The organism is Kluyvera sp. EC_51 (genome assembly GCF_019584505.1).
GTDB classification, from domain to species: domain Bacteria; phylum Pseudomonadota; class Gammaproteobacteria; order Enterobacterales; family Enterobacteriaceae; genus Kluyvera; species Kluyvera sichuanensis.
This window is the reverse complement of record NZ_VDAG01000087.1, coordinates 1-13123: the sequence shown is the minus strand read 5'-3', so window position 1 is coordinate 13123 and position 13123 is coordinate 1. Positions and strand designations below refer to the sequence as shown.

The window sequence follows — 13123 nt, the reverse complement described above, 5'->3', positions numbered from 1 at the left end:
ACCCTTGTATAACCACTATCGGTTAATTACTCTACCAGTCTCTGGCTTCGCGCTTTATCATCGTGTCGGGAATCACTATGGAATACGATCTTATTATTATTGGTAGCGGCTCCGTCGGCGCTGCGGCAGGTTATTACGCCCGTAAAGCGGGTTTAAATGTATTGATGACCGATGCCCATATGCCACCGCACCCGCAAGGAAGTCATCACGGCGATACCCGTCTGATGCGCCATGCCTATGGTGAAGGTGAGAAATACGTCCCGCTGGTTCTTCGCGCCCAGGCGCTATGGGACGAGCTAGCCGCAACCAGCGGCGAAGCACTGTTTGAACAAAGCGGCGTCGTTAACCTTGGCCCCGCTGACTCCACCTTTCTGAACACCGTCGCCCAGAGTGCTGAACAGTTCTCTCTGGCAGTTGAACATCTTGATGCCGCGGCGGTCATGTCCCGCTGGCCCGAAATTCGCGTCCCCGCAGACTACCGTGCCATCTTTGAGCCTGGCTCAGGGGTACTGAAAAGCGAACTGGCGGTGAAAACGCTGATTGCCATGGCAAAAGAAGCCGGCTGCGCGCAGCTTTTCAACTGCCCGGTTACCGCTATTCATAGCGATACGAACGGCGTAACCATTGAGACCTCCGAGGGAAGCTGGCGCGGCAAAAAGCTGTTGCTGACGGCGGGAACCTGGGTCAAACAGCTTTACCCTGACCTGCCTATCCAGCCAGTGCGCAAAGTATTTGCCTGGTTCCAGGCAGACGGCCGCTACAGCCGCAAAAACAACTTCCCGGCGTTTACCGGCGAGCTGCCGAACGGCGACCAGTTCTACGGTTTCCCGGCGGTGGAGAACGAGCTGAAAATCGGTAAACACAACGGCGGCCAGGTCATCAACATCCCGGAAGAGCGTAAAGCGTTTGGCAGCGTCGCCACCGACGGTTCCGAAGCGTTCAGCTTCCTGCGGCAGATCCTGCCGGGCATTGGCGGCTGCCTGTACGGCGCGGCCTGTACCTATGACAACACGCCGGATGAAGATTTTATTATCGACACCCTGCCCGGCCAGCCCGATGTGCTGTTTATCGGTGGCCTGAGCGGCCACGGCTTTAAGTTCGCCACCGTTCTGGGGGAAATTGCCGCGCAGTTCGCGCAGCAGAAAACGCCGGAGTACGATTTATCGCCGTTTGCGCTGTCCCGCTTTAACGGCTAACGAAAGCCTAAAAAAACGGCCCCGAATCATCGGGGCCGTTATATCGAGAATACTATGCGTCGCCTGTTCTACTTTCTGCTCAACAACGTCCGCGAACATCTGATGCTGTATCTGATGCTCTGGCTGCTGTTAGCGCTGCTCGACATCGCCTGGCTCTACTTCAATTAATCGTTCTGGGTCTGCGGATCCGGGATGCCTAAACGGGTATTCAGGCGACCGCGCGATTTATTAAAGATTTTATTGCCGTTTTCGCGCCCGGCGCGACGCAGACGTTGCTCTTCTTCAGGAAGTTTGTGCTCTTCCTGGCAGCTTTCGCTACAGCAGCCTTCGTATTTTTCTGCACAGGTCGGGCACTGAATAAACAGCAGGTGGCAGCCATCGTTCAGACAGTTGGTGTGGCTGTCGCACGGTGTACCACACTGATGGCAGTGGGCAATGATATCGTCGGAAATTCGTTCGCCCATGCGTTCGTCAAAGACGAAGTTCTTACCCACAAAGCGTACCGGTAAACCCTGTTCACGAGCGCGACGAGCGTACTCAATGATGCCGCCTTCGATATGCCAGACCTGATTAAAGCCGTTGTGCTTCATCCAGGCACTGGCTTTTTCACAGCGAATGCCGCCAGTGCAGTACATGACAATTTTCTTGTCTTTATGCTCCTGCATCATCTCAACCGCTTTCGGCAACTGCTCGCGGAAAGTGTCGGCCGGGATCTCCATCGCCTGTTCAAAATGCCCTACTTCGTACTCGTAGTGGTTACGCATATCGATAAACAGCGCGTCGGGGTCATCGAGCATGGCGTTCACTTCCGCCGCTTTCAGGTACTCACCCACGTTGCTGGCATCAAACGTCGGATCGTCGATCCCATCGGCCACGATACGCTCACGAACCTTCATGCGCAGCACCCAGAACGATTTCCCGTCATCATCAAGCGCAATGTTCAGACGCAGATCTTTCAGCGCCGGGTCAAAGCGGTTCAGGCAGTCACGCAGTGCTTCAACCTGGCTCTCTGGTACGCTAATCTGCGCGTTGATCCCCTCGCGGGCCAGGTAAACGCGACCAAAGACATTGAGCGCCGAGAGCGCGACGTACAGCGCATCACGCGTCGCTTTTGGGTCAACAATAGTGAAGTACTTATAGAATGAGATGGTGGTGCGTGGCTCAGTTTCTGCCAGCATCTTCGCTTTCAGCGTCTCATTCGAAATGCGGTTATGTAACACTGGCATGGTGTTCTTATCCTGCAAAATAGAATGGATGGGAATAATCGGGGCGCATGATATAGCAATCATCGTTAATTTACATCCCCACATTTTGCGCTACATTCTTTTCACCATTACTAATGCTCTGCAAAATAGTTGTATGAATAGACAACAGTCGTGACGCGGTCGTTTTGGCTGACGGAAAAATAGTGCGACAATAGAGCCAGTTGCTCGTAATAACAGGAAAGACATGACCCAGTTACCTAAATTCACCACAGCGTTGCTGCACCCCCGCTACTGGCCGTCCTGGCTGGGTGTTGGCGTGCTCTGGTTAGTTGTTCAACTGCCGTATCCGGTTATTTATCGCCTCGGGAACGCTATCGGCCGTCTGGCCCTGCTGTTGATGAAGCGCCGAGCGCAAATTGCATACCGCAATCTTGAGCTCTGCTTCCCGGAAAAGAGCGAAGCTGAACGTCATCAGATTGTGGTTAAGAATTTTGAGTCGGTAGGGATGGGCGTGATGGAGACCGGGATCGCCTGGTTCTGGCCGACTAAGCGCATCAACCGCTGGATGGATGCCAGCGGCCTTGAGCATATCCGCGCCGTGCAGGATTCCGGCCGCGGCGTTTTACTGATCGGTATTCACTTCCTGACGCTGGAAATGGGCGCCCGCATGTTCGGTATTCATAACCCTGGGATTGGCGTCTATCGGCCCAACGATAATCCGGTCATCGATTGGCTGCAAACCTGGGGCCGCATGCGGTCAAACAAAGATATGATTGACCGTAAAGACCTGAAAGGCATGGTCCGCGCGCTGAAAAACGGCGAAATTATCTGGTATGCGCCGGACCACGACTACGGCCCGCGCGCCAGCGTCTTCGCGCCGCTGTTCGCCGTGAAGGATGCCGCCACGACTTCCGGCACCTGGATGCTGGCAAAAATGTCAAAAGCGTGCGTGGTTCCCTTTGTGCCGCGCCGTAAACCGAACGGCAAAGGCTACGAACTGATTATTCTCGAACCGGAATGCGATCCGCCGCTGGAGAATGCCGAAGTCACCGCCGCATGGATGAACACCATCGTCGAAAAATGCATCATGATGGCCCCAGAGCAATACATGTGGCTGCATCGGCGCTTTAAAACGCGCCCGGAAGGAGCACCTTCCCTGTACTAACGTTATACGCGCAGCTCCGGCTGCGCGTTTTTGTTTTAGCTTTAAAAGCGGACCACATTGCAGTGATATGAACACAGGAGCATAATTAGCAGGCTTATAAATACACTCTCTTTTGGCGACATTTCGCCTGCGGAACCCTATGCAACCCTCAGATGCCCCCATTAACTGGAAGCGTAACCTCGCTGTCGTTTGGCTCGGCTGTTTTTTAACCGGCGCAGCATTCAGCCTGGTCATGCCTTTCCTGCCGCTTTACGTTGAAGCGCTCGGCGTTACCGGCCACAGCTCGCTGAATATGTGGTCCGGCCTGGTCTTCAGTATCACTTTCCTGTTTTCTGCCATCGCCTCACCGCTATGGGGCGGCCTGGCCGACCGCAAAGGGCGTAAGATCATGCTGCTGCGCTCGGCGCTGGGTATGGCTATCGTCATGCTGTTAATGGGGCTGGCGCAGAATATCTGGCAGTTTCTGATTCTGCGCGCACTGCTGGGGCTGCTGGGGGGATTTATTCCTAACGCCAACGCGCTGATTGCCACCCAAATTCCGCGTCACAAGAGCGGCTGGGCGCTGGGCACGCTGTCGACTGGTGCCGTGAGCGGCGCGCTGCTGGGGCCGCTGGCCGGCGGTTTTCTTGCCGATAACTACGGCCTGCGTCCGGTGTTCTTTATGACCGCCGCGGTGCTGTTTGTCTGCTTCGTGATGACGCTGTTCTTCATCCGCGAGCAGTTCACGCCGGTATCGAAAAAAGAGATGCTGCACGTCAAAGAGGTGTTTGGCTCGCTGAAAAACCGCGAACTGGTGCTGAGCCTGTTCGTCACCACGCTGATTATCCAGGTCGCCACCGGCTCTATCGCCCCGATTCTGACACTTTACGTACGTGACCTTGCAGGGAATATCAGCAATATTGCCTTTGTCAGCGGCATGATAGCCTCGGTGCCCGGCGTGGCGGCGCTAATTTGCGCGCCGCGTTTAGGTAAGCTCGGCGACCGTATTGGCCCGGAAAAAATTCTTATCGTGGCGCTGGTGGTCTCCGTGCTGCTGCTGATCCCGATGTCGTTTGTGCAGAACCCGCTGCAGCTCGGTATCCTGCGCTTCCTGCTGGGTGCGGCTGACGGCGCGCTGCTACCTGCGGTGCAAACGCTGCTGGTCTATAACTCCAGCAACCAGATTGCCGGGCGAATTTTCAGCTATAACCAGTCGTTCCGCGATATTGGTAACGTCACCGGGCCGCTGATTGGCGCCTCCGTGTCGGCAAACTACGGCTTCCGCGCGGTCTTCTGCGTAACCGCCGCCGTCGTGCTGTTCAACGCCATTTATACCGGTTTTAGCCTGCGTCGCAGCCCCGTCCCTTCCCGTTCTTAAACACATCATCCGGCGGTTTGCGTTAAATCAAATCGCCGGACGTGTGCAACTCAAAAGTTAAGCTATTATTTCCCTGAATACCTCACCACATTGCAGGGAGTTGAGATGACTTTATACGCCACGCTCGAAGAAGCTATTGATGCGGCACGTGAAACGTTCCTCGCCGATAACCCCGGACTTGAGGAAGATGAAGCGGACGTAGAGCAGTTCAATATGCAAAAGTACATACTACAGGATGGTGACATCATGTGGCAGGCCGAGTTCTTCGCCGAAGAAGATGAAGAAGGCGAGTGCGTGCCGATGCTCAGCGGTGAGGCCGCACAAAGCGTGTTTGACGGTGATTTTGACGAGATTGAGTTACGTCAGGAATGGCTGGAAGAAAATACGCTGCACGAATGGGATGAAGGCGAGTATCAGCTTGAGCCCTCGCAGGATACCGAAGAGGGCCAGACTGCCGCCGATGAGTGGGACGAGCGTTAATTATTCGTAAGGACCATGGCTTGCGTCAATCGGCAGCAGCAGCGTGTCGAAGACCAGCGAGAACGGCAGGTCGAGAATGGTGACGTAGCGCCAGGCAGAGTCGCGTAGATCCCACTTCACACCCGAATAGTACTGATTCCCGTGGCCCTGGCCCGGGATCGTCCGGCTGATAATGCTGCCGCATCCGGTAAGCATTATCGCCATGGCGGCGACCAGTATCATTCTTATCACGTCGTTTACCTCATTAAACAGACAAAAAAATACCGGCTTGATGGCCGGTATTTCCTTACGGCAAATATTGGTGCTGGAATTTCCCCGGAGTCGGTGCTTCGCACCTCGTCCGGGCTACAGGTTCCGTAGCCCGGCCAAGCGAAGCGCCGCCGGGGAAGCACTCCACTATTTGGCTTTCAGCGCCAGCGGATTCAGCTGCAGCTTATCGTATTCAGCCACCCACGAAGAATATTTCTCCGGTGCGGCCCACACACGGTAATGCAGACGAGACAGCGTGACCGGGTCGCTCAACAGCACCAGACGGCGATCGCGGTTCAGCTTGTCCGGGGTTTCGTTCAGCGCCTGCTCGACGTGACGATCGCGGGCAATCTCCAGCACGTGGCTCGCACGGTGACGCGCGGTAGCCATTGCCGTTGCCAGAGCATTCAACGATGGGTTAAATACCGCATGCATAAAGCCATCGTCCAGCACGCGAGCGCGGTTCTGCTCCAGATACGTTTCGGTATCGGCCAGCACCTTCGGCGTGTTGTACTCTTCCGGGATCAGGAACAGCTTCCAGCGCTTGGTGCGCAGGCCGTTAGTTGAGCGGCTGGAGACCACCGAAACGAACGGTGACAGGATCAGCGAGAAGACGATCGGCGCCAGCCAGAACAGGAAGCGCAGATCCAGCCATGCCATACCGACCGCCCACACCAGACCCAACAGCAGCTGAGAACCATGGCGCATAAAGGCTTCGCTCCACGGCGTGGAGTCATCGTCACGCTGCGGCGAGTTCCATACCACTTCCCAGCCCAGGAACGCACTGACCACGAAAACGGTGTGGAACAGCATGCGAACCGGTGCCAGCAGTACGGAGAACAGTACTTCCAGCAGCAGGGAGAGCGTTACGCGAACAAAACCGCCGTACTCTTTCGACCCTTTGCACCACACCAGAATGATGCTCAGCAGCTTCGGCAGGAACAACAGCACCATCGTCGAGGCGAACAACGCAATCGCGAGCTCAGGTCGCCACTGTGGCCAGACCGGGAACAGCTGACGCGGCTGCAGGAAGTACTGCGGCTCGGTCAATGCGTGTACCACCTGCAGTGCGGTCGACAGAGCCAGGAACATAAACCACAGCGGCGCGGAGAGGTAGGACATGACGCCGGTCAGGAACACCGCACGGTGAACAGGGTGCATCCCTTTCACCAGGAACAGGCGGAAGTTCATTAGGTTACCCTGACACCAGCGACGGTCACGCTTAAGTTCATCCAGCAGGTTCGGCGGCAGCTCTTCATAAGAGCCCGGCAGGTCGTAGGCAATCCAGACGCCCCACCCTGCACGACGCATCAGCGCCGCTTCCACGAAGTCGTGCGACAGGATCGAACCGGCAAAGTTACCTTCGCCCGGCAGCGGTGCCAGCGCACAGTGCTCAATAAACGGCTTCACGCGGATAATGGCGTTGTGACCCCAGTAGTGGGATTCACCCAACTGCCAGAAGTGCAGCCCCGCGGTAAACAGCGGCCCGTAAACGCGTGTGGCAAACTGCTGGCAGCGTGCGTACAGCGTGTCCATCCCGGAAGCGCGTGGGGAAGACTGGATGATACCCGCATTCGGGTTCGCTTCCATCAGTCGCACCAGGTTGGTCAGGCAGTCGCCGGACATCACGGAGTCGGCATCCAGTACGACCATGTAGCTGTACTGATTACCCCAACGACGGCAGAAGTCATCGATGTTACCGCTTTTACGCTTCATACGACGACGACGACGACGGTAGAAGATCTGCCCTTCGCCCTGCACCTCGGCAATCAGTTCCATCCAGGCTTTTTGCTCTGCTACGCAGATATCCGGGTTGTAGCTGTCGCTCAAGATGTAGACGTCAAAGTGCTTCTGTTGGCCGGTGGCTTTCACCGATTCCCAGGTGGCACGCAGACCGGCGAATACGCGAGACACGTCTTCGTTACAGATAGGCATAATCAGCGCCGTCCGGTGCTCCGGGTTCAGCGGCTCATCGCCGACCGTCGAGGCCGAAATGCTGTATTTGTCGCGGCCAATCAGCAGTTGCAGGAATCCCATTAAGGCCGTCCAGAAACCGGCGGAGACCCAACAGAAGAGCACGGCAAACAGAATCAGGATCCCGGTTTGCAGCAGGTACGGCAGCAGCTGCATAAAGGAGACCCACAGGTTCTGCCCGACCATATCCGCCGGGTTGATCAGCGCCCAGCCCTGATACGGCAGAATGGTCTTCATGTACCAGGTCGCCACGACGGTCTGCGCAATCGTCAGAATCAGCAGGGTATAGCGGCGAAGCGAGCCCACCATACGCCATTTCTGTTCGCGCTCCTGCTCTTCTTTCGTCAGACGAGACAGATAGCGCGGCGTGACGTCACGGCCACGCAGACGATCCCAGAAGCGACCTACCGGGTTGGTACGCCACGGATCCGGGAACATTGAGGAGCGCGTCGCCTTCGGCATGGCCTGCAGCTGGGTGCGCCCTTCATCGTCTTTGATGAGCTGATCGCCGCCCAGAGAATCTGGCCAGCTCTCTTCAAGACGCGCCTTGACCGAGGCCAGCGGCGTGTCATCATCACGGGCAAATGCCTGGTGCTCATCGTCCAGCGCTTCGTGCACGGCACGAAGGGAACTGTTCGGGAGCGCCGCTTTTTCTGCATCCGTAAGCGACAATGCGTCGATATACTTCGTTGTGTTATTCATTTGCAGGCAGCTGATAGCTCCAGGTTTCACTCAGCGTCTGGTCAGCGTTGACCAGCGCAGCGCGCATTTCAGTGGTTTTCTTCGGATCTTTCACCTTCACGCGCAGCATCAGACGCCAGCCTTTCGTTACCGGGTTGTAACGTACGCTGTTTTCGACGATTTCACCGTTGTCGCCAATGCTGGTTTGCGCCGTAACTGGCGTATCCTGCGGCATCTTGCGCATATCTGCGCCGGTAAAATCAACCACGAAGGCCAGCGTGCCGTCCGGCTGACGAATCAGGTTGGACTGCTTCACATCACCGGTAGAGCGGCGAGTCTGCATCACGTACGCGTTATCGGTCGGGTGCAGTTTCTCTTCGTCACGGGTAAAGGTGATGGTGTACTTGTAGTTCATCTCTTTACCAGCTTCCGGCAGCTTGTCCGGCGTCCAGTAAGCGACGATGTTATCGTTGGTTTCGTCGTTGGTCGGGATTTCAACCAGCTCAACGGTCCCTTTACCCCAGTCACCTTTCGGCGTGATCCACGCGCTTGGGCGCAGATCGTAGCGGTCGTCCAGATCCTCAAAGTGAGAGAACTGTCGGCCACGCTGCAGCAGACCAAAGCCCTGCGGGTTTTCGGTCGCGAAGCTGCTGACGGCAAGGTGCTTAGGATTGTTAAGCGGACGCCAGATCCACTCTTCATTACCGGCGTGGATAGACAGACCGTTGGAGTCATGCAGCTCCGGACGATAGTTGGTCGCCGCAGAAGGCTGGTTAGGCCCGAAGAGGAACATACTGGTCAACGGCGCCACGCCGAGCTTGCCGACCTTATCGCGCAGGTAAATTTTGGTCTGCACGTCAACGACGGTGTCGCGGCCAGGCATAATAATGAAGCGATAGGCTCCGGTCGCACGTGGAGAATCCAGCAGCGCATAGATAGTCAAACGTTTGTCAGTGGCTTTTGGACGCTCAATCCAGTATTCACGGAAGCGAGGGAACTCTTCACCGGACGGCAATGCGGTATCGATAGCCAGACCACGGGCGGACAGACCATAAACCTGACCCTGCCCCAGAACACGGAAGTAGCTGGCACCCAGCATGCTGACGATTTCGTCGTTTTTATCTTTGCTGTTAATTGGGTACAGCACTTTAAAACCAGCGAAACCCAGATCCTTCACGGTGTCTTTGTCATGCTGAACGTCACCGAACGTGAAGTAATCCGGGCTGTACTTAATTTTACGCACGGAAGTCGCCGTAACTTCGTTAATGGTCACCGGCGTGTCGAAGTACATACCCTGATGGTAGAACTCGAGTTTGAATGGGGTCTTTATCTTATTCCAGTACGCCTTATCGTGGTTAAACTGGATTTGCTGGTAGTCCGCATATTTCATATCGCGGAAGACGGAAGGCAGGTTGCTTTTTGGTGCTTCATAGCTCTTATCAGCCAGCGATTTTGCCTGCTTTGCAACGTCATCAATAGTGAATGCCCATGCAGATGAAGTACACAGGGACAACATTACGGCTGCGCCTAACCAGCGCAGTTTCATCATCTGTGGTTTATGTTTCATATAACTAAGCACTTCCCCCTTTGTGTGCTTAAATCGATCCGATCCATTTTACTGGAAATTCAAGCAATCCGACAACATAATCCCCGTATTCTTCAGCGCAGTGGCTTATGGAGTAAACAACTGTTAACCGCTGCTTGCACTTTGAGTGCTTATCCTGGAGACAGGTAACCAGAGTTAGTGTAGGGTTGCCAACGAATGTAAACTTTATCGTCTTATCCGGTAAGGCGATTAGTCTGAGAATCGTACCTAACCCTATGAATAACAAACCCGCACAGCGTGAATATTTCCTCGACTCCATTCGAGCCTGGCTGATGCTCCTGGGGATACCCTTTCACATCTCCCTACTCTACTCCAGCCACACCTGGCATATGAACAGCGCTACCCCCTCCTGGTGGTTGACGTTATTCAATGATTTTGTTCATGCTTTCCGCATGCAGGTGTTCTTTGTTATCTCCGGCTACTTTTCCTATATGCTGTATTTGCGTTATCCGATCAAAAAATGGTGGAAAGTGCGCGTGGAGCGCGTCGGTATTCCGATGCTTACCGCCATCCCTCTTCTGACGTTACCGCAATTTCTAATGCTGCAGTACGTTAAGGGTAAGACGGAAAGCTGGCATACGCTCTCTTTCTACGACAAATATAATACGTTGGCGTGGGAACTGGTGTCGCATCTGTGGTTCCTATTAGTTCTGGTGGTGCTGACATCCCTCGGCATTCTGGCGTTCCGCCTGATGCGCCGACGCCAGATTCGCCGGCGTGAAGACCTGTTTGATCATATGTCGATGGCGAAGCTGACTCTGATGTTTTTAGCATTGGGGATCGTTTATGCCGCCATTCGCCGGACTATCTTCCTGCTTTACCCGCCGGTACTCAGCGACGGGCTATTCAACTTTGTGGTCATGCAGACGCTGTTTTATGTGCCTTTCTTTATTCTTGGCGCACTGGCCTTTATTCATCCGAAGCTGAAAACGCTGTTTACTACCCCATCCCCATGGTGCATCGTCGCGGCGCTATTCGGGTTTATTGCCTACCGCCTGAACCAGCACTTTGGCTCAGGTGATGCATGGATGTATGAAACGGAATACGTGATTACGATGGTGCTGGGGGTATGGATGGTCAACGTGGTGTTCTCGTTCGGGCATCGTATGCTGAACTTCCAGTCCGCCCGCGTGACCTATTTCGTCAATGCTTCTTTATTTATCTACCTGGTGCACCACCCACTGACGCTGTTCTTTGGTGCCTGGATCATGCCGACCATTAGCTCAAATACGTTGGGCTTCCTGACCGGCCTGATATTCGTGGTGGGTTGCGCGTTAATTCTCTACGAGATCCACCTGCGTATCCCCTTGCTGCGTTTCCTCTTTTCCGGGAAGTCGCAGCAAAAGGCAACGAAAGCACAGGTGGCCAGTCATTAAGTGTTGGCGTCATTAGCCAGGCCTGGGATCCGGGTCTGGCTGAGTAAGTGCTGATACAAATGTGTTGTTGCTGCATCAAAACAGACAAAATAGACAATTTCCGGCAGGCTGCGACGGGTCAGAAATGCCGCCACCGTACTGACGGCAATGTCAGCCGCCGCGTCTGCTGGATATCCGTAGGCTCCCGTTGAGATAGCCGGGAAAGCGATAGTGCGATAACCGTTATCCAGCGCCAGCTGAAGGCTATTGCGGTAAGCCTCTTGTAACAATGAGGCTTCGTGTTCTCCCCCACCCTGCCAGACCGGCCCTACGGTATGAATCACTGCTTTTGCCTTCAGATTTCCCGCGTGGGTGATCACCGCATGCCCTGGTGGACAGGTTCCCTGCTGCTGACGGACAACCGCACAGGCTTCCTGCAACGTTGGACCCGCCGCACGATGGATTGCCCCATCTACGCCACCACCGCCCATTAATGAGGGATTGGCGGCATTGACGATAACATCCACCTCGAGGTGGGTAATATCTCCTTGCTGCACCTGAATTCGTACGGTCATGCTAACTATCCTCTGACTAAGACGAAAATATTGTCTACCATAGACAACGCTGACCGCAACTTCGTTTCAGGCTATTGATACTCTACTGTCAATATTGCCAGATTTTTTTCAGGGTTCACCCAACGTAAGCTGGCGGTTGTTTTCGCATTGGTCACTTTACGTCCTTGAAATAAATCTTTGACATTTATTGTCTCTACGCGCGGCGTTCCCTCTTCAAAACAGCTTACGCTGACCTGCCGAGCATTGGCCTGATAATCACAAGGTGACTCGACAATTTGTCCAGTGAAATGGATGATGCCGTCAGACGCAGCATGTGATTGAACGCTGCACAACAGAGTCAGCAGCGGAAGAGATAGGCTGAAATAGTGACCGAATGTTTGCATGACAACGCCCCTCATTCAAGATCGTCCGTGAATCAATACTTCCTGATCTGAAATCCGCGCCGAATACACATTTTGTAAACATTACACTAACATTAGTGTCCTTACTCGTTGATTTCAAGCATCTTTTATATAGATATTTTGTATGTTTAGAAATAATACTATCAGCTATCCAACACTCTTAGAGTGGAAAAGAAACATAAAAAAGGCCGCAACGGATAACGTTGCGGCCCCATAAATATTTCGTTAACGGTAATTACAACCGTATGGACCCGGTTGGTTACAAGGCGTTACTGTCGAACTCAGGCTCACAAAGCTATCCGATGAACCTGTCGTTGCGCCAGGACTTCCGCTTGTCTGACCGCCTCCATTGCCGCCGCCATTGCCACCGCCGTTGCCACCGCCGTTGCCGCCTCCGTTGCCACCGCCGTTACCGCCTCCGTTGCCACCGCCATTACCGCCTCCATTGCCACCGCCATTACCGCCTCCGTTGCCACCGCCGTGACCGCCTCCATGCCCGTGACCGTGGCCACCACCGTGTCCGCCACCTTCACCGCCGCCCATGCCACCACCGTGACCGCCGCCGTTACCGCCGCCCATGCCACCACCGTGGCCGCCGCCGTTACCGCCGCCCATGCCACCACCGTGGCCGCCGCCGTTACCGCCGCCCATGCCACCACCGTGACCGCCGCCGTTACCGCCGCCCATGCCACCACCGTGACCGCCGCCGTTACCGCCGCCCATGCCACCACCGTGACCGCCGCCGTTGTCGCCGCCCATGCCACCACCGTGGCCACCGCCGTTACCGCCGCCTATGCCACCACCGTGACCGCCGCCGATGCCGCCGCCCATGCCACCACCGTGACCGCCGCCAATACCGCCACCGACACCGCCGCCTAT

13 protein-coding genes are annotated in these 13123 nt (G+C 55.2%); 6 read left to right on the top strand and 7 right to left on the bottom strand.

What is annotated here, in order from left to right; translation table 11 throughout:
• The first annotated feature begins 77 nt into the window (after window positions 1–77).
• Both solA and FHC49_RS15955 read left to right on the top strand, forming a co-directional pair.
• Window positions 78–1196, top strand: coding sequence for an N-methyl-L-tryptophan oxidase (solA, locus tag FHC49_RS15960; protein WP_220440283.1), 1119 nt, complete (start codon window positions 78–80; stop codon window positions 1194–1196).
• 54 nt (window positions 1197–1250) lie between these two features.
• Window positions 1251–1364: a DUF2770 family protein gene (locus FHC49_RS15955; RefSeq protein WP_185666435.1), complete on the top strand. Its 114-nt coding sequence runs from the start codon at window positions 1251–1253 to the stop codon at window positions 1362–1364.
• On the opposite strand, the gene FHC49_RS15950 is transcribed toward FHC49_RS15955, so the two are convergent.
• Window positions 1361–2422: a rhodanese-related sulfurtransferase gene (locus FHC49_RS15950; protein ID WP_220440282.1), complete on the bottom strand. Its 1062-nt coding sequence runs from the start codon at window positions 2420–2422 to the stop codon at window positions 1361–1363. The two genes, FHC49_RS15955 and FHC49_RS15950, sit on opposite strands and share 4 nt — an antisense overlap.
• 223 nt (window positions 2423–2645) lie before the next feature.
• Here FHC49_RS15950 and FHC49_RS15945 point away from each other — a divergent pair, with 223 nt between their 5' ends.
• The 3 genes from FHC49_RS15945 to FHC49_RS15935 all read left to right on the top strand — a co-directional run bounded on the left by FHC49_RS15945 (window position 2646) and on the right by FHC49_RS15935 (window position 5403).
• On the top strand, window positions 2646–3566 hold the full coding sequence (locus FHC49_RS15945) for a Kdo(2)-lipid IV(A) acyltransferase (protein ID WP_220440281.1): 921 nt from the start codon (window positions 2646–2648) through the stop codon (window positions 3564–3566).
• A 139-nt stretch (window positions 3567–3705) separates the two neighbouring features.
• Window positions 3706–4923, top strand: coding sequence for a multidrug efflux MFS transporter MdtG (mdtG, locus tag FHC49_RS15940; protein ID WP_220440280.1), 1218 nt, complete (start codon window positions 3706–3708; stop codon window positions 4921–4923).
• Between the two features lie 105 nt (window positions 4924–5028).
• Window positions 5029–5403 (top strand): MysB family protein, encoded by a 375-nt coding sequence (locus tag FHC49_RS15935; protein WP_185666439.1) that lies wholly within the window; start codon window positions 5029–5031, stop codon window positions 5401–5403.
• Here the strand turns inward: FHC49_RS15935 and FHC49_RS15930 are convergent, their stop codons facing one another.
• The 3 genes from FHC49_RS15930 to mdoG form a co-directional block, all read right to left on the bottom strand.
• A complete protein-coding gene (locus FHC49_RS15930) occupies window positions 5404–5625 on the bottom strand; it encodes a YceK/YidQ family lipoprotein (RefSeq protein ID WP_191091979.1) in 222 nt (73 codons plus the stop codon).
• A 174-nt stretch (window positions 5626–5799) separates the two neighbouring features.
• Complete coding sequence (gene mdoH / locus FHC49_RS15925) at window positions 5800–8328, bottom strand: glucans biosynthesis glucosyltransferase MdoH (protein WP_220440279.1); 2529 nt, start codon at window positions 8326–8328, stop codon at window positions 5800–5802.
• Window positions 8321–9874 carry a glucans biosynthesis protein MdoG gene (mdoG, locus tag FHC49_RS15920; protein ID WP_220440278.1) on the bottom strand — a complete coding sequence of 518 codons (1554 nt, stop codon included), beginning with the start codon at window positions 9872–9874 and terminating at the stop codon, window positions 8321–8323. Before mdoG ends, mdoH begins: the two co-directional genes overlap by 8 nt.
• Before the next feature lie 254 nt (window positions 9875–10128).
• On the opposite strand from mdoG, the gene mdoC reads away from it, so the two are divergent.
• On the top strand, window positions 10129–11289 hold the full coding sequence (mdoC, locus tag FHC49_RS15915; protein ID WP_185666442.1) for a glucans biosynthesis protein MdoC: 1161 nt from the start codon (window positions 10129–10131) through the stop codon (window positions 11287–11289).
• Here the strand turns inward: mdoC and ymdB are convergent.
• The 3 genes from ymdB to FHC49_RS24525 form a co-directional block, all read right to left on the bottom strand.
• Window positions 11286–11843, bottom strand: a complete 558-nt coding sequence (gene ymdB / locus FHC49_RS15910; RefSeq protein ID WP_185666443.1) for an O-acetyl-ADP-ribose deacetylase — start codon at window positions 11841–11843, stop codon at window positions 11286–11288. The two genes, mdoC and ymdB, sit on opposite strands and share 4 nt — an antisense overlap.
• A gap of 71 nt (window positions 11844–11914) precedes the next feature.
• The gene (locus FHC49_RS15905; RefSeq protein WP_185666444.1) at window positions 11915–12226 is read right to left on the bottom strand and encodes a hypothetical protein; all 312 of its coding nucleotides are present in this window, start codon (window positions 12224–12226) and stop codon (window positions 11915–11917) included.
• Window positions 12227–12531: 305 nt separating this feature from the next.
• Window positions 12532–13020, bottom strand: coding sequence for a hypothetical protein (locus FHC49_RS24525; protein WP_305067773.1), 489 nt, complete (start codon window positions 13018–13020; stop codon window positions 12532–12534).
• Between the last annotated feature and the right edge of the window lie 103 nt (window positions 13021–13123).